Annotated in this window: 18 protein-coding genes; 1 reads left to right on the forward strand and 17 read right to left on the reverse strand. The window is 70.2% G+C overall.

Features of this window, described 5'->3' with window-relative positions; all coding sequences use genetic code 11:
- Positions 1 to 109: 109 nt before the first annotated feature.
- The 5 genes from ACWD1U_RS17385 to ACWD1U_RS17405 form a co-directional block, all read right to left on the reverse strand.
- Positions 110 to 1,696, reverse strand: coding sequence for a Na+/H+ antiporter (locus ACWD1U_RS17385; protein ID WP_451108335.1), 1,587 nt, complete (start codon positions 1,694 to 1,696; stop codon positions 110 to 112).
- A gap of 95 nt (positions 1,697 to 1,791) precedes the next feature.
- Positions 1,792 to 2,262, reverse strand: coding sequence for a GNAT family N-acetyltransferase (locus tag ACWD1U_RS17390; protein ID WP_451108337.1), 471 nt, complete (start codon positions 2,260 to 2,262; stop codon positions 1,792 to 1,794).
- Entirely contained in the window at positions 2,259 to 3,203 is a 945-nt protein-coding gene (locus ACWD1U_RS17395) for an RluA family pseudouridine synthase (RefSeq protein ID WP_451108339.1), read from the reverse strand. Before ACWD1U_RS17395 ends, ACWD1U_RS17390 begins: the two co-directional genes overlap by 4 nt.
- Positions 3,204 to 3,258: 55 nt before the next feature.
- Positions 3,259 to 3,936 (reverse strand): signal peptidase II, encoded by a 678-nt coding sequence (lspA, locus tag ACWD1U_RS17400; RefSeq protein ID WP_451108340.1) that lies wholly within the window; start codon positions 3,934 to 3,936, stop codon positions 3,259 to 3,261.
- A gap of 87 nt (positions 3,937 to 4,023) precedes the next feature.
- Positions 4,024 to 5,271, reverse strand: a complete 1,248-nt coding sequence (locus ACWD1U_RS17405) for a TraR/DksA family transcriptional regulator (protein WP_451108342.1) — start codon at positions 5,269 to 5,271, stop codon at positions 4,024 to 4,026.
- A 630-nt stretch (positions 5,272 to 5,901) separates the two neighbouring features.
- Between ACWD1U_RS17405 and ileS the strand changes: the two genes are divergently transcribed.
- Positions 5,902 to 9,045: an isoleucine--tRNA ligase gene (gene ileS / locus ACWD1U_RS17410; protein WP_451108344.1), complete on the forward strand. Its 3,144-nt coding sequence runs from the start codon at positions 5,902 to 5,904 to the stop codon at positions 9,043 to 9,045.
- 204 nt (positions 9,046 to 9,249) lie between these two features.
- Here ileS and ACWD1U_RS17415 read toward each other — a convergent pair whose 3' ends face one another.
- The 12 genes from ACWD1U_RS17415 to ACWD1U_RS17470 all read right to left on the reverse strand — a co-directional run bounded on the left by ACWD1U_RS17415 (position 9,250) and on the right by ACWD1U_RS17470 (position 21,854).
- Positions 9,250 to 10,380: a DivIVA domain-containing protein gene (locus tag ACWD1U_RS17415; RefSeq protein ID WP_451108345.1), complete on the reverse strand. Its 1,131-nt coding sequence runs from the start codon at positions 10,378 to 10,380 to the stop codon at positions 9,250 to 9,252.
- A 53-nt stretch (positions 10,381 to 10,433) separates the two neighbouring features.
- Positions 10,434 to 10,718, reverse strand: a complete 285-nt coding sequence (locus ACWD1U_RS17420; protein WP_007448661.1) for a YggT family protein — start codon at positions 10,716 to 10,718, stop codon at positions 10,434 to 10,436.
- A gap of 60 nt (positions 10,719 to 10,778) precedes the next feature.
- Positions 10,779 to 11,420, reverse strand: a complete 642-nt coding sequence (gene sepF, locus ACWD1U_RS17425) for a cell division protein SepF (RefSeq protein WP_451108347.1) — start codon at positions 11,418 to 11,420, stop codon at positions 10,779 to 10,781.
- Positions 11,421 to 11,548: 128 nt separating this feature from the next.
- Positions 11,549 to 12,268 (reverse strand): YggS family pyridoxal phosphate-dependent enzyme, encoded by a 720-nt coding sequence (locus ACWD1U_RS17430; protein ID WP_451108348.1) that lies wholly within the window; start codon positions 12,266 to 12,268, stop codon positions 11,549 to 11,551.
- Positions 12,269 to 12,273: 5 nt separating this feature from the next.
- Complete coding sequence (pgeF, locus tag ACWD1U_RS17435; protein WP_451108350.1) at positions 12,274 to 13,005, reverse strand: peptidoglycan editing factor PgeF; 732 nt, start codon at positions 13,003 to 13,005, stop codon at positions 12,274 to 12,276.
- A 10-nt stretch (positions 13,006 to 13,015) separates the two neighbouring features.
- The gene (ftsZ, locus tag ACWD1U_RS17440) at positions 13,016 to 14,209 is read right to left on the reverse strand and encodes a cell division protein FtsZ (protein ID WP_451108351.1); all 1,194 of its coding nucleotides are present in this window, start codon (positions 14,207 to 14,209) and stop codon (positions 13,016 to 13,018) included.
- A gap of 287 nt (positions 14,210 to 14,496) precedes the next feature.
- A complete protein-coding gene (locus ACWD1U_RS17445; protein WP_451108352.1) occupies positions 14,497 to 15,291 on the reverse strand; it encodes a cell division protein FtsQ/DivIB in 795 nt (264 codons plus the stop codon).
- Positions 15,292 to 15,316: 25 nt separating this feature from the next.
- A complete protein-coding gene (gene murG, locus ACWD1U_RS17450) occupies positions 15,317 to 16,414 on the reverse strand; it encodes an undecaprenyldiphospho-muramoylpentapeptide beta-N-acetylglucosaminyltransferase (protein ID WP_451108354.1) in 1,098 nt (365 codons plus the stop codon).
- A 6-nt stretch (positions 16,415 to 16,420) separates the two neighbouring features.
- Entirely contained in the window at positions 16,421 to 17,785 is a 1,365-nt protein-coding gene (ftsW, locus tag ACWD1U_RS17455; RefSeq protein ID WP_451108355.1) for a putative lipid II flippase FtsW, read from the reverse strand.
- Between the two features lie 138 nt (positions 17,786 to 17,923).
- Complete coding sequence (gene murD, locus ACWD1U_RS17460; protein WP_451108357.1) at positions 17,924 to 19,366, reverse strand: UDP-N-acetylmuramoyl-L-alanine--D-glutamate ligase; 1,443 nt, start codon at positions 19,364 to 19,366, stop codon at positions 17,924 to 17,926.
- On the reverse strand, positions 19,348 to 20,439 hold the full coding sequence (gene mraY, locus ACWD1U_RS17465) for a phospho-N-acetylmuramoyl-pentapeptide-transferase (RefSeq protein ID WP_451108503.1): 1,092 nt from the start codon (positions 20,437 to 20,439) through the stop codon (positions 19,348 to 19,350). Before mraY ends, murD begins: the two co-directional genes overlap by 19 nt.
- The gene (locus ACWD1U_RS17470) at positions 20,439 to 21,854 is read right to left on the reverse strand and encodes a UDP-N-acetylmuramoyl-tripeptide--D-alanyl-D-alanine ligase (RefSeq protein ID WP_451108359.1); all 1,416 of its coding nucleotides are present in this window, start codon (positions 21,852 to 21,854) and stop codon (positions 20,439 to 20,441) included. The genes mraY and ACWD1U_RS17470 overlap by 1 nt, the downstream gene beginning before the upstream one ends.
- Between the last annotated feature and the right edge of the window lie 3 nt (positions 21,855 to 21,857).

The raw sequence follows: 21,857 nt of genomic DNA on the forward strand, positions 1-21,857 counted from the left end.
TCGGCCGCCCGCCGTCAAACGCCGGCCGCCCCGGTCGGCGAACGGGCCTCACGGGAAACCAGCACCGACCCCTCGGGCCCCGGTCACGGGCGACACGCGGATGGGCGACTCACCGCAGGCTACGGACGTCGAGATGCCGCAGCACCCGGTCCACCACCTCCGGATCCGCCCCGGGCTCACTCCGCGCCGCCAGCACCTCGTGCCGCGCGGCACTCAGCATCTCCTGCTGCATCCGGCGCACCCGCTTCACCCGCCGTGCCCGCTCCCGGTACGCCTCCCGGCGCTCGTCCTCCGCCAGTTCGGGACTGATCCGCACCCCGATGTCGAAGGCCCGCCGCAGCATCTGCTCGGACAGCTCCTCCGGCAGCTCCTCGCTCTCCTCGATCTCCCGCAGCCTCCGCTTCGCCGCCTTGGCCGCCCGGATCGCCAGCGCCTTCGCGAGCTCCTTCTCCCGGTCCGTGTCGGCTTTCACGCCGAGCCGCCGCACCAGCCACGGCAAGGTCAGCCCCTGCAGCACGAGCGTGGCCATGATCACTCCGAACGCGATGAAGATGATCTCGTCCCGGCTGGGGAACGGCTCCCCCGCGTCGGTCTCCAGCGGAATCGCCAGCACCAGCGCGACCGAGGCCACCCCCCGCATCCCCGACCACCACATGACCACGGTCTCGCGCCAGCTCATCGGGATGTCCTCGTCGTAGTCCCGCCGCGCGTGCAGCCGCTTGGTCAGCCAGGTCGCCGGCAGCAGCCACAACAGCCGTACGAACACCACCACGCCCACCACGATCGCCGCCCAGCCGAGCAGCTCGCCCCACCGCCCTTGCGCGGTGCGGATCGCGTTGTGCAGCTCGAGACCGACCAGCCCGAACGCGACGCCCGTGACGAGTGTGTCGACGATGTTCCAGAACGTGTGCCCGGCCAGCCGCGTCATGACGTCGTCGGCGTCGGAGCCGTACTCCGCGAGGAACAACGCGGTGGTGAGCACGGCGAGCACACCGGACCCGTGCAGTTCCTCGGCCATGACGTACGCGGCGTACGGCACCAGCAGGGTCAGCCCGATCTGCAGGGTCGCGTCGCCCAGGAGTTCCATCAGCTTGTTCGCGCCCCAGCCCAGCGCGATGCCCACGACCACCGCCACCACGGCCGACAGCACCAGATCGAGCCCGGCCTTCCAGGGCGAGAACGTCCCGCTGACGGCTGCGGCGATCGCCACGTGGTAGAGAACGATGGCCGTGACGTCGTTGAACAGCCCCTCGCCCTCCAGGATCGACACCAGACGGCGCGGCAGTCCCAGCTGGCCGGCGACGGCGGTCGCCGCGACCGGGTCCGGCGGTGCGACCAGCGCGCCGAGTGCGAACGCCGCGGCGAGCGGCAGCCCCGGGACGACCGCGTCGGCCGCGGCGGCCACGCAGGCCATGGTGACGAACACCAGCGCCACGGCCAGCAGGAAAATGGGTCTCTTGTTCGCCGTGAACTGCCGCCAGGACGTGCGCCGTACGGCCGCGTACAGCAGGGGCGGCAGCAGCAGCGGCAGGATCAGGTCCGGCGGGATCTCGACGTTCGGTACGAAGTCGAGCAGCGCGAGGACTATGCCCAGCAGCGTCATCAGCACCGGCGCGGGCACCCCGAGCCGGTCCCCGGCCGGGACACTGACCACGGCCCCGAGCAGCAGCACGAACAGCAGGGCCAACTGATCCACGGTCAGCACTCCGGGAGCTCAGAAGTTCACACGACTGATGTCACACCTGCCACGCAACTGTCGTGACAAACCGTTTCGGCAGCCGCTGCGACGAGCTAGAGCGAACGCCGCATCCCCCGGTGCGCAATGCCCGCCTCCAGGTACTCCTGGCCGTACGCCTCGTAGCCGAGGCGCTCGTAGAAGCCGAGCGCGTGCGTCTGCGCGTGCAGGTCCACGGCCGTGAGCCCACGCACGCGTGCCGCGTCCTCGATGGCCCGCACCAGGGCGACGCCGACACCGAGTCCGCGCGCGTGGCTCACCACGGCGAGCCGGCCGAGGGAGCCCACGGACGGGTCGGTCCCGGTCTGCGCCACGGCCGCGTCACCGGACAGCAGCCGCCCGGTCCCGAGCGGCACACCGTCCTCCCGGACCGCCAGCACATGGACGGCCCCGGCGTCGTACACGTCGTACTCGAGGTCCTGCGGCACGCCCTGCTCGCCGACGAAGACCTCCTTGCGCACCGCGAAGCACGCCTCACGGTCGGCCGGATCCTCGGCGACGCGCACGACGTACGTCCGGGCGCTCATGCGTACGTCTCCTCCCGGACCTGGTCCAGGGCGTTCTGCAGGTCCTCGGGGTAGTCGCAGGAGAACTCCGCCCACTGCCCGTCCCCGGGGTGCTCGAAGCCGAGCCGCACCGCGTGCAGCCACTGGCGGGTCAGCCGCAGGCGCTTGGCGAGCGTCGGGTCGGCGCCGTAGGTCAGGTCGCCGACGCAGGGGTGCCGGTGGGCGGCCATGTGGACGCGGATCTGGTGGGTGCGTCCGGTCTCCAGCTTCACATCGAGCAGGGACGCCGAGCGGAAGGCCTCGATGAGGTCGTAGTGCGTGACCGAGGGCTTGCCCTCGGCGGTGACCGCCCACTTGTAGTCGTGCTGCGGGTGCCGGCCGATGGGCGCGTCGATGGTGCCGCTGGTCGGGTCCGGGTGGCCCTGGACGAGCGTGTGGTACCGCTTGTCGACCGTGCGCTCCTTGAACTGGCGCTTCAGCGACGTGTACGCGTACTCGGACTTGGCGACGACCATCAGTCCGGACGTGCCGACGTCGAGGCGGTGCACGATGCCCTGGCGCTCCGCAGCCCCGGACGTCGAGATCCGGTACCCCGCGGCGGCGAGGCCCCCGATGACGGTCGGCCCGGTCCAGCCCGGCGACGGGTGCGCGGCCACGCCGACCGGCTTGACGATCACGACCACGTCATCGTCGTCGTGCACGATCTCCATGCCCTCGACCGGCTCGGCCACCACCTGCACCGGAGCGGGCGCCTGCGGCATCTCGACCTCCAGCCAGGCACCACCGTGCACGCGCTCCGACTTGCCGACCACCGACCCGTCGACCGTGACCTTCCCCGCGGCGGCGAGCTCGGCCGCCTTCGTCCGGGAGAAGCCGAACATGCGGGAGATGGCGGCGTCGACGCGCTCGCCCTCCAGTCCGTCGGGCACGGGCAGGGTACGGATCTCGGGAACTGTGCTCACCCGTCGAGTATGCCGGACGGGTCGGACAGCCCCGTACGAGAGTCCCGGCGGCCCCTCAGTCCTTGTGGACGGTGCCGTCCGGGTCGAGCCCCTTGAAGGAGAGCAGCACGATCAGGATGCCGCCGCACACGATCGCCGAGTCGGCCAGGTTGAAGACGGCGAAGTGTTTGGGTGCGATGAAGTCCACCACCGCGCCCTCGAAGACACCCGGCGCCCGGAAGATCCGGTCGGTGAGGTTGCCCAGCGCACCGCCGAGCAGCAGGCCCAGCGCGATCGCCCAGGGCAGGCTGTACAGCTTGCGGGCGAGGCGGGCGATCACCACGATCACCGCCGCCGCGATCATGGTGAAGATCACGGTGAAGGCCTCGCCGAAGCCGAAGGCCGCGCCCGCGTTGCGGATCGCCTCGAACTTCAGCCAGTCCCCGATGATCTCGATCGGCGGGTGGTGCTCCAGCTTGGCCACCACGATCATCTTGCTGATCAGGTCGAGGGCGTAGGCGACCGAGGCCACCGCGAACAGGACCGCGATCCGGCGCCTGCCCCGGGTCGGCCGGGCAGCGCCCTCCGGCCCGTCGGCTCCGGCGGCCCGGCCGGTGCCCGGTTCGCCGGCGGCCCGGATGCCCTCGGAGCCGGCGCGCTCGGCCGGCGCCGCGTCCTCGCCGGGCCGCTCCTGCCCGTTCCCGGCCGCGTCCGGTGTGTCCGGCGTACCGATGATGCGCTCCGCCTCTGCCACGTGAGTCCCTCGCCTAGGTGCCTGACTGAGGACGAGGGTACGACACGCCCGCCGCGATCCACGTGCTCAGGAGGCATTCGGCGCCGGTCAGTACCGGCGCTCCTGTTTCTGCTTGCACTCCACGCACAGCGTGGCCCGCGGGAAGGCCTGCATCCGGGCCTTGCCGATGGGGTTGCCGCAGTTCTCGCACAGGCCGTAGGTGCCCGAGTCGAGGCGTTCCAGGGCACGCTCGGTCTGGACGAGCATCTCGCGCGCGTTGGCGGCCAGGGCCAGCTCGTGCTCCCGCGTGATGTTCTTGCTGCCGGTGTCCGCCTCGTCGTGCCCCGCGCCGTCCCCCGAGTCCCGCATCAGGCCGGCGAGCGACCGCTCCGACGACGTGATCTCCTCCCGCAGCCGCGCCTCCTCCGACATCAGCTCAGACCGCGCCTCCTCGACCTCCGCCGCCGTCCAGGGATCCTCGCCCGGACGAACCGCGAGCTCACCGGGTTCCGCCGCGCCCCGTGCCTTCGGAACAGCGGTCTTGGCCGCCGTCGCCGTGCCAGGAGTCTTCTTCGCACCCACCGTCGTCGCTCCCGTCTGCTGCGCGGCCTCGGCCGCACCCGCCTTCTCGGCCGTGCTGCTCCCGGCCGTGTCCTGTGTGACTGCGCCGGTCCGGGCGGTGCCCTTCCCGGTCGCGCCCTTCGTGGTGGTGCTCGAGCCTGCGGCGCCCCGCCCGGCAACGCCCTCGACGCCCTTCTTCACCGCCACGGCCTCCCCCGCCTTCGCTCTGCCGGCCGTGGCTTTCCCGGCCGCGGTCTTCCCTCCGGTCTCTTCCCGACCCCGGGCCTTCCCGGCCGCGGTCTGCCCCGCCGTGGTCCTCCCGACCGCAGTCTTCCCGGCCGCCGGCTTCTTGGCGACCGTCCTGCCGACACCCGCCTTCTCTCCGACCGCCTTCTCTCCGGCCGCGGCCACCTTCTTGGCCGTGGCCTTTTCGACCGATGCCTTCTTGGCGGCTGTCCTCTTCGCCGTCGTCTTCTTGGTCGCCGCCTTCCCCGCGGGTACCTCGGCCGCGGCCTTCTTGGTGGCCGTCCTCTTGGTGGCCGTCTTCCCGGCGGCCGTCTTCCCGGCCGCCGCTTCCTTCGCCGAGGTCCGCTCGGCCGCGGCCTTGCCGGCCGTCACCTTCCCGACCGCCGCCTTCGTCCCCCCACCCGCCGTCGCCCCGGCCCCCTTCGCCGCCCGCCCCGCCGAGCCGCCCTGCGTGGACTTCTTCCCGCCCACGTCCTTGGCCGCACCGCCGGAGGCCTCCGCGGACCTGCCGGACGTCGGCTGCTGTACGGCGGTCTTCTTCGCCACCATGGCCGCGGCCCCTTCACATATTGTGATCTTGCTCGCGAATCGTGCTGGGACGATAAATCGACTCGAGTCCCGCGGCAACGGGGCACACCGCCCGATTCGCCCGCCTCGCGCACCTCTCGCGGCGAACCTGCATCCGTTGTGCCCAGCTCCCCGCCCGGTAATCCGCCGGACGGGGCGTCCCAGGATCCGAACACCCATACCCGCTCCATTCGGGTCATCAAACCCATATCGCACTCCGTATGCTTCCCGGCCGCCGACAACCCGGAAAAGCGGTCGGCCGCTGTCCGTGCGGCGCCGTACACTGGGCGGAGCGAAAAGCGTGGATGGGGACGAGTAGCGGCGTACGCAGCCCAGAGCGACCCGGGGACGGTGGAAGCCCGGGGGCGAGCGCGACGCGAAGATCACCCCGGAGCCGCCGGAAGAAAGCCTTGGACAGTGGGCTCCGCCCACGGGCCGCAAGGGCCAGTAGAACCGGCATCGCGACCCCAATGAGGGGGCTCGTCGGCGCACACCCCGCGCCGGAGGGCCAAGGAGGGTGGTACCGCGGGAGCGCGCCGAAGGCGGCGCAGGCAGACGTAGCTCTCGTCCCTCCGGACGGAAGGCAGCAAGTCCGCCGGAGGAAGCCCGCTGATGACATCGCCGACGTATCGCCAGGTACCCGCCCAGGTCGACCTGCCCGCCCTCGAGCACGCCGTGCTCGACTTCTGGCGTGAGCAGAAGATCTTCGCCAAGAGCCTGGAGCAGTCCGAGGGCCGCCCCGAGTGGGTGTTCTACGAGGGCCCGCCCACCGCCAACGGCATGCCCGGCGCCCACCACATCGAGGCGCGCGTCTTCAAGGACGTCTTCCCCCGCTTCCGCACCATGCGCGGCTACCACGTGGCCCGCAAGGCCGGCTGGGACTGCCACGGCCTCCCGGTGGAGCTCGCCGTCGAGAAGGAGCTCGGCTTCTCCGGCAAGCAGGACATCGAGGCCTACGGAATCGCGGAGTTCAACGCGAAGTGCCGCGAGTCGGTGACCCGGCACACGGACGCCTTCGAAGAGCTCACGACCCGCATGGGCTACTGGACCGACCTCAACGACCCGTACCGCACGATGGACCCCGAGTACATCGAGTCGGTCTGGTGGTCGCTGAAGGAGATCTTCACCAAGGGCCTGCTGGTCCAGGACCACCGCGTCGCCCCCTGGTGCCCCCGCTGCGGCACGGGCCTGTCCGACCACGAGCTGGCGCAGGGCTACGAGACGGTCGTCGACCCGTCGGTCTTCGTCCGCTTCCCGCTCACCTCCGGTCCGCTGGCCGGCGAAGCCGCGCTCCTGGTGTGGACGACCACGCCCTGGACCCTGGTCTCCAACACCGCGGTCGCCGCTCACCCCGAGGTCACGTACGTCGTCGCGACGAACGGCGAGGAGAAGCTGGTCGTCGCGGAGCCGCTGGTCGCCAAGGCCCTCGGCGAGGGCTGGGAGACCACCGGCCGGACCTTCACGGGCGCCGAGATGGAGCGCTGGACCTACCAGCGCCCGTTCGAGCTGGTGGAGTTCCCCGAAGCGGCCCACTTCGTGGTCAACGCCGAGTACGTCACGACCGAGGACGGTACGGGTCTGGTCCACCAGTCCCCCGCCTTCGGCGAGGACGACCTCAAGGTCTGCCGCGCCTACGGCCTGCCGGTCGTGAACCCGGTCCGCCCGGACGGCACCTTCGAGGAGGACGTCCTCCTCGTCGGCGGCGTCTTCTTCAAGAAGGCCGACGAGAAGCTCACCGCGGACCTCGACAGCCGCGGCCTGCTCTTCAAGCACATCCCGTACGAGCACAGCTACCCGCACTGCTGGCGCTGCCACACCGCGCTGCTCTACTACGCGCAGCCCTCCTGGTACATCCGCACCACGGCACTCAAGGACCGCCTCCTCGCGGAGAACGAGGGCACCAACTGGTTCCCGGAGACGGTCAAGAACGGCCGGTACGGCGACTGGCTGAACAACAACATCGACTGGGCGCTGTCCCGCAACCGCTACTGGGGCACCCCACTGCCGATCTGGCGCTGCGAGGACGACCACCTGACCTGCGTCGGCTCCCTCACCGAGCTGACGGAGCTGACCGGCACCGACCAGTCCGGGCTGGACCCGCACCGCCCGTTCATCGACGGGGTCGCCTTCGCCTGCCCGCAGGGCGGCTGCGGAAAGACGGCCACGCGCGTGCCGGAGGTGATCGACGCCTGGTACGACTCGGGTTCGATGCCGTTCGCGCAGTGGGGCTACCCGTACAAGAACAAGGAGCTCTTCGAGGCTCGCTACCCGGCGCAGTTCATCTGCGAGGCCATCGACCAGACCCGCGGCTGGTTCTACACGCTGATGGCGGTCGGCACGCTGGTCTTCGACAAGTCCTCCTACGAGAACGTGGTCTGCCTCGGGCACATCCTCGCCGAGGACGGCCGCAAGATGTCCAAGCACCTGGGCAACACCCTGGAGCCGATCCCGCTCATGGACCGGCACGGCGCCGACGCGGTCCGCTGGTTCATGGCGGCCGGCGGCTCCCCCTGGGCGGCCCGCCGGGTGGGCCACGGCACGATCCAGGAGGTCGTCCGCAAGACGCTCCTCACGTACTGGAACACGGTCGCCTTCCAGGCCCTCTACGCCCGTACGTCGGGCTGGGCCCCCTCCGAGGCCGACCCGGCCCCGGCCGACCGCCCGGTCCTGGACCGCTGGCTGCTGTCCGAACTGCACGCGCTCACCGACCAGGTCACCCAGGCCCTGGACGCCTACGACACCCAGCGCGCTGGCAAGCTGCTGTCCGCGTTCGTCGACGACCTGTCCAACTGGTACGTGCGCCGCTCTCGCCGCCGCTTCTGGCAGGGCGACAAGGCGGCGCTGCGCACCCTGCACGAAGTCGTCGAGACGGTGACGCAGCTGATGGCTCCGCTGACCCCGTTCATCACCGAGCGGGTGTGGCAGGACCTGATCGTCCCGGTCACCCCGGGTGCCCCGGAGTCGGTCCACCTGTCGACCTGGCCGCAGGCGAACCTCGGCGCCATCGACCCGGAGCTGTCGAAGCAGATGGTGCTGGTGCGCCGACTCGTGGAGCTGGGCCGGGCCACGCGTGCGGAGTCGGGCGTCAAGACCCGTCAGCCGCTGTCCCGCGCCCTGATCGCGGCGACGGGCTTCGAGACGCTGGACTCCGAACTGCGCGCGCAGATCACGGAGGAGCTGAACGTCGAATCGCTGGCGACGCTGAGCGAGGTCGGCGGCTCCTTGGTGGACACCACGGCGAAGGCCAACTTCCGCGCGCTGGGCAAGCGGTTCGGCAAGCGCGTCCAGGACGTGGCGAAGGCCGTCGCGCAGACGGACGCGGCCGCCCTGTCCATGGCCCTGCGCGAGGGCACGGCGTCGGTGGAGGTCGACGGCGAGACCGTCACCCTCGCTCCGGACGAGGTGATCATCACGGAAACCCCGCGTGAGGGCTGGTCGGTGGCGTCCGACGCGGGCGCGACGGTCGCCCTGGACCTGGAGATCACGGAGGAACTGCGCCGTGCGGGTCTCGCCCGTGACGCGATCCGCCTGATCCAGGAGGCCCGCAAGAACAGCGGCCTCGACGTGGCCGACCGCATCGCGCTGCGCTGGGCGGCGACCGACCCGGCCGTCGCCGAGGCGCTGAGCGAGCACGCGGCGCTGATTGCCGACGAGGTCCTGGCGACGGACTTCGCCCAGGGCGAGGCGGACGACTCGTACGGCGAGTCCTTCACCGACGAGGGCCTGTCCCTGACGTTCCGCCTGCGCAAGGCGTAACCCTCGGCGCGAAGGCCCGGACCCGCCAAAAATCTTGGCGGGTCCGGGCCTTCGGCGTTGCGTACGCAGAACGCGGTTACGTCCGTACGAACGCGATTGCGCACGCGCGAACGCGCAGAGCAAAGGGCGAGGCCCCGGGAGGAAACCCGGGGCCTCGCCCTGAACGCTGCCGACCTCTACGCCGTACTACCGGCCATCAGGCCGTCAGTTGTCGTCCTCGTCGATCAGGAAGCCCCGCATGGGCGAGGGCGCCTGACCCATCGGCGACGGACCCTGCGGACGCACCGGCGCCATCGGCTGGGTCATCGCCGGAGACATCTGCTGCTGGCCGCCGTAGGACGGAGCGGACGGCGAGGGGGCGCCGCCCATCGTCTGGTTGCCACCACCGTACGACGGGGCACTCGCGCCGGCCGGAGCCATCGAGGGCGCCGGGGACGGCGGGAGCGACGCGGTCGCCGGAGTACGCGGCGGGGCCAGCGAGTCGTCGGCCTGGGTCTCCAGCTGGCGCAGCTGCGACTCCAGGTACGACTTCAGGCGCGTGCGGTACTCGCGCTCGAAGCCGCGCAGGTCCTCGACCTTGCGCTCCAGCGTGGCGCGGGCGGACTCCAGGGAGCCCATCGCGACGCGGTGCTTCTCCTGCGCGTCCCGCTCCAGGGCGTCGGCCTTGGCACGGGCGTCACGCTCCAGACCCTCGGCACGCGAACGAGCCTCGCCGACGATCTTGTTGGCTTCGGAACGGGCCTCGGCGATCGCCTGGTCGGCGGTCTGCTGGGCCAGCGAGAGGACACGGGCGGCGCTGTCGCCACCGGGGCCTCCCTGACCGGGGCCGCCCATCGGACCGCCCATGGGGCCGCCCATCGGGCCACCCATCTGCTGCTGCATCGGGGGCTGGCCCATCGGACCCGGACCCTGGCCCATCGGACCGGGACCCTGGGGGCCACCCTGACCGCCGGGACCGGCGGGCAGCTGCGGGGCACCGCTCGGCAGCTGGGGCGGACCACCCATGGGGCCACCCATCTGCTGCTGCGGCGGGCCCGATATGCCGGCGGGTACGGGACCACCCGGACCGCGCATGCCCTGCTGCTGCTGTTGCTGCTGTTGCTGTTGCTGCTGGTCCTGCTGCTCCGGAGGCTTGCGCATGTTCTGCTGGTTCTGGGCGGCGGCGCGCGTGGCCGCGGCCAGCTTGGCGCGCAGGTCCTCGTTCTCGCGGAGCAGGCGGGTCAGTTCGGCTTCGACCTCATCGAGGAAGGCATCGACCTCGTCCTCGTCATAGCCTTCTCGGAGGCGGACGGTCGTGAACTGCTTGTTCCGCACGTCCTCGGGGGTCAACGGCATCTCTTCACCTCAACGTAGTCGTCGGCATTCGGCAAGACCGTAGTTCACATCGCTCACAGCCGACTCACGATCGAGATCAGGATGTAGACGATGATCATCAGTACGAAGAAGGACAGGTCGAGCGCCACGCCCCCGAGACGCAGCGGCGGAATGAACCGCCGCAGAAGCTTGAGCGGTGGATCAGTGACAGTGTAGGTGGCCTCCAGAACGACCACCATCGCCTTGCCGGGTTGCCATGAGCGGGCGAACTGGAAGACGTAGTCCATGACCAACCGGAAGATGAGCACGATGAGGAAGCACATCAGCGCGATGTAGACGACATCCAGGACCACGCTCATGACCTCTTGCTTCCCTCTCCCCTGTGCCCTGCTGTGTACTGCTGTTTCCGATGGTGCGTCTCAGCTCTGGTTGAAGAACCCGCCCTCTGCGATGCGGGCCTTGTCCTCCGCCGTGACATCGACGTTAGCAGGCGACAACAGGAACACCTTCTGCGTCACCCGCTCGATACTGCCGTGAAGACCAAACACCAAACCGGCCGCAAAGTCGACAAGTCGCTTCGCATCTGTGTCATCCATCTCAGTCAGATTCATGATCACCGGGGTGCCTTCACGGAAGTGTTCCCCGATGGTACGGGCCTCGTTGTAGGTCCGTGGGTGAAGCGTGGTGATCCGGTAAGGCTCTCGTTCCGACACGACCTTGGGCATGATCACCGGTGCGTTCTTCTCCAGACTTGCGCGTTCTTGTGTGATGGATGCCACGGGCGCGATGCGCGCCGGGCGGCTGGATTCCGCGGGGAGCGAAGCGGAGCGGACGGCCGGTTCGCGTGGCGCGGGCGGCTGTACGACTCGCACCTCTTCGTCCCTTTGGGGCTGATGTGAGCCATGCGGCTGGTGGGACGGCTCGTGCCGTCGATGGTCCCGCTCGGGCTCCGGATCCAGTTCGGGTTCGAAGTCGTCGTCGGGGTCGAATCCGCGGCCGTCGTACCCATCGTCCTCCACGAGGCCGAGGTAGACCGCCATCTTGCGCATCGCGCCGGCCATGCTCTGAGTCCTCCGCTCTGTGGTGGATCGGCTGACGACTGCCAAGTGCCTGCGATCCACGAGGTCCTAAATCCGCCTTTCGGCGGCAATGACCATATTTTCTGCTGTGGTCCGACTTCTTGGCGACGTTACCGGAGCCTGGGGCGGACTCCGAGTACCGCGCTGCCGACGCGCACATGTGTCGCTCCGGCCGCCACGGCCTGTTCGAGGTCCGCACTCATCCCTGCCGAGACCATGGTGGCAGCCGGATGACTCCGGCGCAGGTGGGTCGACAAATCCATCAACCGCCCGAACGCCGCCTGCTCGCGTCCCGCGTACTCCCCGGTGAGCGGTGCGACGGTCATCAGCCCGGCGATCCGCAGCCCGGGAGCCCCGGCGACGAGTTCGGCCAACTCCCCGACGCGGTCGGGCCCGATGCCACCGCGCTCGCCCCGGCCGCTCTCCCCGGCGTCGAGCGCGACCTGGAGGAGACACCCCACCTCACGCCCGGCCCGGACGGCCTCCTTCGACAAAGCTGTGACGAGCTTGGAACGATCGACGGACTGCACGAAATCCGCGTAACCGACCACCGAACGCACTTTGTTGGTCTGGAGTTGACCAACGAAGTGCCATGTGAGGGGCAGATCCGAGCAGGCGGCGGCCTTCGGGGCCGCGTCCTGGTCGCGGTTCTCGGCGACGTGCCGCACGCCGAGTTCCGCGAGGATCCGGACATCGCTCGCGGGGTAGGTCTTGGTGACCACGATCAGGGTCACCTCGTCACGCTCCCGGCCCGCGGCCGCGCACGCGTCGGCGATGCGCCGTTCCACCTTCGCCAGATTCGCGGCGAGTTCGTCCTTACGGTCCGTCATGCCCATCAGTCCAGCCACACATAGCCCGCGAGCCGCCCGGTGGTGCGGTCGCGGCGGTACGAGAAGTGATCGCGCGACTCCAGCGTGCACACCGGCGACTGCTCCCGGTCGCGCACCCCGAGCCGTTCCAGTTGAGCGTGCGCTCCCGCGCTCACATCGACCGCCGGCGTGCCCCAGCTCGTCTCGGCGTACGCCGCCGGCTCGACGGCGGACACCTCGGCGCGCATGTCCTCGGGCACTTCGTAGCACCGGCCGCAGACAGTGGGACCGGTGCGGGCGACGATCCGGGAGGGTTCGGCGCCCAGGTCCGTCATCGCGCGTAGCGCGGCCGGGACGACTCCGGCGATCATGCCGGGCCGGCCCGCGTGAGCCGCGGCGGCGATCCCGGCGACCGGGTCGGCGAGCAGCACCGGCACGCAGTCGGCGGTGAGCACGGCGAGGGCGAGGCCCCGCCGCGTCGTGACGATCGCGTCGACCGAAGGGATCTCGGACGACGAGCCCCACGGCCCGTCCACCACCGCCACGTCCGCCCCGTGCACCTGGTTCATCCAGACCACCCGGTCCGGCTCGACCCCCAGGGACTTGGCGGCCAGATCCCTGTTGGTGCGTACGGCGTCGGGGTCGTCACCGACCGCTCCGCCGAGGTTGAGCTCCTCATACGGAGCGGCGCTCACCCCGCCCCACCTGTCGGTGAAGGCGAAGTGCGCGCCGCTCACGCTCTCGCGCTGTCCTATCACGTCAGAAGGATCACTTGAGGAAGTCCGGTACGTCCAGTTCCTCGGCCGCGCTGTCCGAGTAGGTACGCGGCGCCGGCGGTACCGGCGGGGCGACCGGGATGTCGTTGACCGGTTCCGGAGCGGGCTCCGGGTTCTCCTTCGGTGTCACGCTGCCGAGCGATCCGAAGGACGGGCGGCTCTCGGCCTGCCGTGCCGGGGCGGGCTCCTCGCGCTTGGCCGAGGCCGAGCCGATCACGTTCTCCCGGCGGGCCGGCGGCTGGCCGCCGTCGAAGCCGGCGGCGATCACCGTGACCCGGACCTCGTCGCCGAGGGCGTCGTCGATCACCGCGCCGAAGATGATGTTGGCCTCGGGGTGGGCGGCCTCGCTCACCAGCTGGGCAGCCTCGTTGATCTCGAACAGTCCGAGGTCCGAGCCACCGGAGATGGAGAGCAGCACACCGCGGGCGCCGTCGATGGACGCCTCCAGCAGCGGCGAGGAGATCGCCATCTCGGCGGCGGCCACCGCGCGGTCGTCGCCGCGGGCCGAGCCGATGCCCATCAGGGCCGAGCCGGCCTCGGACATGACCGACTTGACGTCGGCGAAGTCGAGGTTGATGAGGCCCGGGGTGGTGATGAGGTCGGTGATGCCCTGGACACCGGAGAGCAGGACCTGGTCGGCCGACTTGAAGGCGTCGAGCACCGAGACCTGGCGGTCCGAGATGGACAGCAGCCGGTCGTTCGGGATGACGATGAGGGTGTCGACCTCTTCGCGGAGCTCGGCGATGCCGTCCTCGGCCTGGTTCGCGCGGCGCCGTCCCTCGAAGGTGAACGGTCGCGTGACCACACCGATGGTGAGGGCACCGAGCGAGCGGGCGATGTTGGCCACGACGGGTGCGCCGCCGGTGCCCGTGCCGCCGCCTTCACCGGCTGTCACGAAGACCATGTCGGCCCCCTTGAGGACCTCCTCGATCTCCTCGCGGTGGTCCTCGGCGGCCTTGCGGCCGACGGCCGGGTTGGCTCCGGCGCCGAGTCCGCGGGTGAGTTCACGGCCGACGTCCAGCTTGACGTCGGCGTCGCTCATCAACAGAGCTTGCGCGTCGGTGTTGATGGCGATGAACTCGACGCCCTTGAGACCGACCTCGATCATCCGGTTGATGGCATTGACACCACCGCCGCCGACACCGATGACTTTGATGACTGCGAGGTAGTTCTGCGGTGCTGCCACGTCGAAGGCCTCTCGCCTCGAGTTACGTGTCGCCGAATCACGTGGCGCCCTGCGCCCCGCGACCCGACGACTGATGCCGAATGGGACGGTCCGTATCGCCGACCCGAACCCTAACCCTGAAGTTTAGGGTTACCAGTGTGTCTGTTCCTTGGAGTCTTCTGAACAGGACACTAAGTCGACAAGTGGCGCACGTTCAACGAACACGCCGAACCTCCCGTTTTTCTTTTCACCCTATGTGATCAGCCGTAGCGCCGCCCAACCAGGGTGCTGGCCTGCGCGGATGTGCGTCAACTCCTTGATGACGCGGGCGCGGTGGGGACACTCACGTCGAAGTACCGCGCGCCGGGCGAGGCTTTCATCAGGGCGGTGAGCGTACGGGCCTTGGCGGCACCCTTCTCACCGCTCCCCCAGGCGACCGTGCGGCCGTCCCTCAACTCCAGTGAGATGTCGTCGTAGGAGCGAACCTTGACGGTCCGTGTGTCGCGCGCGACGGCGGCCGGAACGGCGCGGGCGACGCCGACCGCCTCGCGCACCAGCCGGGACTCGCCGAAGCGACGCAGGCTCGCGGCGGCGGTGCCGGACCTCGACAGTGTCAATTCCAGCGCGGGGACGCCTTTCGGTGCCTCAGAAACCGTGGCGAACCGGACACCTTCATCGTCCACTTCGACGAACTTTCTTCCCTTTTGGACGATCAGAACCGGAGTCCGCTCGACCACTTTCAGGTCGATTCCACGGGGCCAGGAACGGACCACGTCAACCGCGTCGATTCGGGGCAATTTCCGGCGCAGACGCGTCTCGATCGCATCGGTGTCGACGGAAATCAGCGGCTCGCCGAGGGGAACCTCGGCGGCGGACCTGACCTGAGCGGACGTCAGGACCCGGGTGCCCGAGACGGAGACGTGCTCGGCGCGCAGCCAGTCGGAGCCGTAGAAGAGCCAGAGCGTCGGGATGCCGAGGAAGACCAGGGCGAGGCCCAGGATGACGATCACCCGAAGGTGGCGCCGCCTCAGACGCCTGACGGGCGGCGGGCCGGACGACCCCTGCTGGCGTTCACCGCGCTCGGCGGTGGTCGATCCGGCCACGCTCCCTGCCTTCCGTCATACGGTCCTAGCGGTGTGCACGAGCGGCGGCGATCGCCTCGTACACCATGCCGACGAGCAGGTCGTCGGCGTCCCGGCGGCCGAACTCGGCCGCGGCGCGGGACATCTGGTACAGCCGGTGCGGGTCGGCGAGCACGGGCAGGACGTGTCCCTGGACCCACTCGGGGGTCAGCTCCGCGTCGTCGACCAGCAGGCCGCCGCCGGCCTTGACCACCGGCTGGGCGTTGAGCCGCTGTTCCCCGTTGCCGATGGGCAGCGGGACGTAGGCGGCCGGGAGCCCGACGGCGGAGAGTTCGGCGACGGTCATCGCGCCCGCGCGGCAGAGCATCATGTCGGCCGCGGCGTACGCGAGGTCCATCCGGTCCAGGTAACTTACCGGGATGTAGGGGGGCATCCCCGGCATCTGGTGGACTTGTGGCAGTTCGTTCTTCGGGCCGACCGCGTGCAGGATCTGGATTCCGGCCTGCTGGAGCCAGGGCGCGACCGTCTGCACGACCTCGTTCAGCCGGCGGGCGCCCTGGGAGCCGCCGGAGACCAGCAGCGTGGGCAGGTTCGGGTCGAGCCCGAACGCGGCTCGGGCCTCGGGGCGCACGGCGGCCCGGTCCAGGGTGGCGATGGAGCGCCGCAGCGGGATGCCGATGTAGCGGGCGCCCCGCAGCTTGCTGTCCGGCGTGGAGACGGCGACCTGGCTGGCGTAGCGCGAGCCGATCTTGTTCGCCAGGCCCGGGCGGGCGTTGGCCTCGTGGATGACGATCGGCACGCCGAGGCGCTTGGCCGCGAGGTAGCCGGGCAGGGCGACGTAGCCGCCGAAGCCGACCACGGCGTCCGCCTTGGTGCGCTCCAGGATCTGCTCGGTCGCCTTGATGGTGCCGCGCAGCCGTCCCGGGACGGTGATCAGCTCGGGGGTGGGCTTGCGTGGCAGCGGCACGGCGGGGATCAGCGCGAGTTCGTAGCCACGCTCGGGTACGAGACGTGTCTCGAGACCGCGCTCCGTGCCCAGGGCCGTGATGCCCACGGACGGATCCTGCCTGCGCAGGGCGTCCGCGAGGGCGAGCGCGGGCTCGATGTGGCCTGCGGTTCCTCCGCCGGCGAGTACGACATGCACCGAAATTCACCGCTCTCCGGACGAGCGCGCCGCCGAGGCACGCCGTCGCATCGTGTTCCATCTCCGGGGACTCCGACCGGAACCGGTGCCCCCCGCCCCCCGCTTTCTACCAAAGCGGGGTTGCCGCATCGCAAGCGCCATCCGCGCAGCGGGGTCCTGACGCGCGAAGGCGATCAGCAGCCCGATGGCGAACATGGTCGGCAGCAGGGCGGATCCTCCGTAGGAGAACAGCGGGAGGGGGACGCCGGCGATCGGCAGCAGACCGAGCACCGCACCGATGTTGATCACGGCCTGGGCCGTGATCCAGGTGGTCACGCCTCCCGCGGCATACCTCACGAACGGATCTTCCGTGCGTCCGGCCACGCGGATACCCGCATAGCCTAGAGCCGCGAAGAGGGCGAGTACCGACAGCGTCCCCGCCAGGCCCAGTTCCTCACCGGTGACGGCGAAGATGAAGTCGGTGTGGGCTTCGGGGAGTTGCCCCCATTTCTCCACACTCGCCCCCAGCCCTGACCCGAAGATTCCGCCCGAGGCGAGGGCGTAGATCCCGTGCACGGCCTGCCAGCAGTCGACGGGCCCCGACCGGGGTTCGGTGGCGCCCAGGCACTGCAGGCGGGCCATGCGGTTGGCGCTGGTCTTGATGAGGATCAGGCCGAGGACGGCGGCGATCGACAGCACCCCGGCGAACAGCCGCGTGGGCGCCCCGGCCAGCCAGAGCAGGCCGAACAGGATGGCCGTGAGGATGATCGCCGTGCCCATGTCGCCGCCGATCATGATCAGACCGAGCAGCATGAAGGCGGCCGGGACCAGCGGGACGAGCATGTGCTTCCACTGCGTCAGCAGCTTCTTGTCCTGCTTGCGGGCGAGCAGGTCGGCGCCCCACAGCACGAGGGCGAGCTTGCCGAACTCGCTGGGCTGGATCTGGAAGGAGCCGCCGAGGGCGATCCAGTTCTGGTTGCCGTTGACCGACACTCCTATTCCCGGTACCTGCACCAGGGCCATGAGGACGACGGCGCCCGCGAGGATGGGGTAGGCCAGTGCGCGGTGCAGCTTCACCGGCATGCGTGAGGCGGCGAGCAGCAGACCGGTGCCGATCACGGCGGCGAGCAGCTGCTTGCGGAAGAAGTACGAGCCCGGCAGGGACATCTGCAGCGCGGTGATCTGGGAGGCCGAGTAGACCATCACCAGCCCCAGCACGGTGATCAGCAGACTGCCGCCGAGGATGAGGTAGTAGGCGGTCAGCGGCCGGTCCCAGCCCCTGCGCGCCCGGGTGTAGAAGTTCAGGACGGGGTTGTCGCGCAGGGACCGGGAGGGGGCGGGGCGCTTGGGAGCGCGCTGAACGGGAGGCCGTCCGGTGCGGCTGGGGGGCATCACCGCTCACCCCGCCGTGCCGTCGGGGAACGTTCCACCGTGCGGGCCGTCCGGCCGCTGCTCGGGCACCAGCCGCTTCCGTGTCACGCGTCCCTCCCAAGTACACCCGGCGCTGCCGCCGGGCGAGGCGGACCCGGGTCAGCCTTCGGCGGAGCCGAGCTCACGAACGGCGTCCGCGAAAGCGTCCCCGCGCCTGTTGTAGTTGACGAACATGTCCATGGAGGCGCACGCCGGTGCCAGCAGCACCGTGTCACCGGGGCGGGCGAGGCGCCGCGCCTGGTCGACCGCCGCGCGCATCGCCCCAGTGTCGGTCCGGTCGAGGTCGACGACGGGTACTTCCGGGGCGTGTCGCGCCAGGGCTTCGCGGATGCGCGCTCGGTCCGCGCCGATCAGCACGGCACCCCGCAGCCGCTTCGCCGACTTGGCGACCAGCTCGTCGAAGGTCGCGCCCTTGGCGAGCCCGCCCGCGATCCACACGATCGATTCGTACGCCGCCAACGAGGCTTCCGCCGCATGCGTGTTGGTGGCCTTGGAGTCGTCGACGTAGGCGACCCCGTCCACGTCGGCCACGTGCGCGATGCGGTGGGCGTCCGGGGTGAACGCCCGCAGGCCGTCCCGTACGGCCTTGGCGGGCACGCCGTAGGCACGTGCGAGGGCCGCCGCTGCGAGGGCGTTGGCGATGTTGTGGGGGGCCGGCGGGTTGACGTCGGCGACCTCGGCGAGCTCCTGGGCGTTCTTCTGCCGGTTCTCCACGAAGGCGCGGTCGACCAGGATGCCCTCGACGACGCCGAGTTGGGACGGCGCCGGGGTCCCGAGGGTGAAGCCGACGGCTCGGCAGCCCTCCTCGACGTCGGCCTCGCGGACCAGGTCCTCGGTGGCCTTGTCGGCGACGTTGTAGACGCAGGCGACCCGGTTGCCCTCGTAGATACGGCCCTTGTCCTTGGCGTACGCCTCCATGGAGCCGTGCCAGTCGAGGTGGTCGGGGGCGAGGTTCAGCACGGCGGCCGAGTGGGCCCGAAGCGACGGCGCCCAGTGCAACTGGTAGCTGGACAGCTCCACGGCTAGGACGTCGTACTGCTCCTCGCCGAGCACCGCGTCCAGCAGCGAGACCCCGATGTTGCCGACGGCGGCGGTGCGCAGCCCGGCCGCCTTCAGGATCGACGCGAGCATCTGGACGGTCGTGGTCTTGCCGTTGGTGCCCGTGACGGCGAGCCACGGGGCGGCGTCGGGGCCGCGCAGGCGCCAGGCGAGTTCGACGTCGCCCCAGACCGGCACGCCCGCCTGCCCGGCCGCCGCGAAGAGCGGCTTGTCGGGCTTCCAGCCGGGCGCGGTGACGATCAGTTCGGTGCCCTCCGGCAGGGTGTCGCCGTCGCCGAGGCGCACGGTGATGCCGAGCGCCTCCAGTTCCGCCGCCTGCGCCTGCGCGCGTTCGTCGGCGCCGTCGTTGACGACCGTGACGGTCGCGCCGAGTCCGTGCAGCACCTTGGCCGCCGGTACGCCGGACACGCCGAGTCCGGCGACGGTGACGTGCTTGCCCTGGAAGTCGAAAGGCTCCGGAGAGGTCACTTGTCCGCTGCCCATCCTGCGTAGAAGAGGCCCAGTCCGACGATCACACAGATGCCCTGGATGATCCAGAAGCGGACCACCACAAGGACTTCGGACCAGCCCTTGAGTTCGAAGTGGTGCTGGAGCGGTGCCATCCGGAAGACGCGCTTCCCGGTCAGGCGGAAGGAGCCGACCTGGATCACCACGGACATGGTGATCAGGACGAACAGGCCGCCGAGGATGGCGAGCAGCAGCTCGGTGCGGGAGCAGATCGCGAGGCCGGCGAGCACACCGCCGAGCGCGAGCGAACCGGTGTCACCCATGAAGATCTTGGCCGGCGAGGTGTTCCACCACAGGAAACCGAGGCAGGCGCCCATCAGCGCGGAGGCGACCACCGCGAGGTCGAGGGGATCCCGCACCTCGTAGCACGCGCCCGGGTTGGTCAGGGTCTGCGCGTTGGCGCAGGACTCCTGGAACTGCCAGACGCCGATGAAGGTGTAGGCGCCGAAGACGAGCACGGAGGCGCCGGTGGCCAGGCCGTCCAGACCGTCGGTCAGGTTCACGCCGTTCGACATCGCGAGGATCATGAACAGCGCCCAGACCACGAACAGCACGGGGCCGATCGTCCAGCCGAAGTCCGTGATGAACGACAGCTTCGTGGAGGCCGGGGTGTTGCCGCGGTTGTCCGCGAACTGCAGCGACAGCACCGCGAAGCTGATGCCGACGATCAGCTGGCCGGCCATCTTCGCCTTGGCCCGCAGGCCCAGCGAACGCCGCTTGACGATCTTGATGTAGTCGTCGAGGAAGCCGACCAGGCCCATGCCGACCATCAGGCCGAGCACCAGCAGGCCCGAGAAGGTCGGCGCCGCGTCGACGTCCGGGTCCAGGTAGCCCGTGATGACCTTGGCCAGGAAGTAGGCGGCGACCGTCGCCAGGATGAAGGCGATACCGCCCATGGTCGGCGTACCGCGCTTGCTGGCGTGCTCGCGCGGGCCGTCGTCACGGATGTACTGACCGTAGCCCTTGCGCGCGAGCAGCTTGATCAGCAGCGGGGTGCCGACCAGCGTGAGAAAGAGACCAATGACTCCTGCGAACAGGATCTGCTTCATCATCGGGCGGAAACCTCACCCTCGGCACCGGTCTCGAGCAGCGCCTGCGCCACGCTCTCGAGGCCGACCGAACGGGACGCCTTCACGAGTACGACGTCCCCCGGGCGCAACTCGCTGCGCAACAGGTCGACCGCCGCCTGTGCGTCGGACACGTGCACCGACTCCTCACCCCACGAACCCTCGTTATATGCGCCCAGTTGCAGCCAGGCGGCTTCCCTGCCACCGACCGCGACGAGCTTGCTGACGTTGAGCCGGACGGCGAGCCGTCCGACCGCGTCGTGCTCGGCGAGAGCCTCGTCCCCGAGCTCGGCCATCTTGCCGAGCACCGCCCACGTACGACGTCCCTTGCCCATCGCCGCGAGCGCGCGCAGAGCGGCTCGCATGGACTCGGGGTTCGCGTTGTAGGCGTCGTTGACGACCGTCACGCCGTCCGGGCGCTCGGTGACCTCCATCCGCCAGCGGGAGAGGGAGCCCGCCTCGGAGAGCGCGACGGCGATCTCGTCAGCGGACATGCCCAACTCGTGGGCGACGGCGGCCGCGGCGAGCGCGTTCGACACGTGGTGCTCACCGTACAGGCGCATGGTCACATCGCTTGCACCGGAGGGTGTGTGAAGCCTGAACGCGGGCTGTCCGGTGTCCGTGAGTCGCACGTTCTCGGCGGACACGTCCGCTTCGCCGGACTCTCCGAAAAAGAGCACCTTCGCCTTCGTTCGGGAGGCCATGGCCCGGACGTAGGGGTCGTCCGCGTTGAGGATCGCGGTGCCGCCGTCGGCCTCGCAGGGCAGGGCCTCGACGAGTTCGCCCTTGGCCTGGGCGATCTGCTCGCGGCCGCCGAACTCGCCGATGTGGGCGCTGCCGACGTTGAGGACGAGACCGACCTTCGGGGGCGTCAGGCCGGTGAGGTAGCGAATGTGCCCGATACCGCGGGCACCCATCTCCAGGACGAGGAACCTGGTCTCCTCGGTGGCGCTGAGCGCGGTCAGCGGCAGCCCGATCTCGTTGTTGAGCGAACCGGGCGTGAACACCGTCGGGGCCTTGCGCTGGAGCACCTGCGCGATGAGGTCCTTGGTGCTGGTCTTGCCCGCCGAGCCGGTGAGGGCGACGAGGGTGGCGCCGAGGCGGCGTACGACGTGCCGGGCGAGGGCGCCGAGAGCGGTCTGGACGTCGTCCACGACGATCGCGGGCACGCCGACGGGGCGGGTGCCGAGCACGGCCACCGCTCCCGCCTTGACGACCGCCGCCGCGAAGTCGTGGCCGTCCACGCGCTCACCGGCGAAGGCCACGAACAGGCTGCCCGGCCCCGCCTCGCGGGAGTCCCGGACCACCGGGCCGGTGACCTCGACGGACGGATCAGGTATGTCGTGCGTCTGCCCGCCGACGACTTCTGCGATCTCGGCGAGGGAGAGGGCGATCACAAG

It is taken from the genome of Streptomyces sp. NPDC002788, from assembly GCF_053592115.1.

Coding starts and splice junctions, on each gene's coding strand:
- ACWD1U_RS17390 (WP_451108337.1), bottom strand. CDS start 2,262: ATGAGCGCCCGGACGTACGTCGTGCGCGTCGCCGAGGATCCGGCCGAC.
- sepF (WP_451108347.1), bottom strand. CDS start 11,420: ATGGCCGGCGCGATGCGCAAGATGGCGGTCTACCTCGGCCTCGTGGAG.
- ACWD1U_RS17415 (WP_451108345.1), bottom strand. CDS start 10,380: ATGCCGTTGACCCCCGAGGACGTGCGGAACAAGCAGTTCACGACCGTC.
- mraY (WP_451108503.1), bottom strand. CDS start 20,439: ATGAAGCAGATCCTGTTCGCAGGAGTCATTGGTCTCTTTCTCACGCTG.
- ACWD1U_RS17405 (WP_451108342.1), bottom strand. CDS start 5,271: ATGGTGGCGAAGAAGACCGCCGTACAGCAGCCGACGTCCGGCAGGTCC.
- ftsW (WP_451108355.1), bottom strand. CDS start 17,785: ATGCCCCCCAGCCGCACCGGACGGCCTCCCGTTCAGCGCGCTCCCAAG.
- murD (WP_451108357.1), bottom strand. CDS start 19,366: ATGGGCAGCGGACAAGTGACCTCTCCGGAGCCTTTCGACTTCCAGGGC.
- ACWD1U_RS17420 (WP_007448661.1), bottom strand. CDS start 10,718: ATGAGCGTGGTCCTGGATGTCGTCTACATCGCGCTGATGTGCTTCCTC.
- ACWD1U_RS17430 (WP_451108348.1), bottom strand. CDS start 12,268: ATGACGGACCGTAAGGACGAACTCGCCGCGAATCTGGCGAAGGTGGAA.
- ileS (WP_451108344.1), top strand. CDS start 5,902: ATGACATCGCCGACGTATCGCCAGGTACCCGCCCAGGTCGACCTGCCC.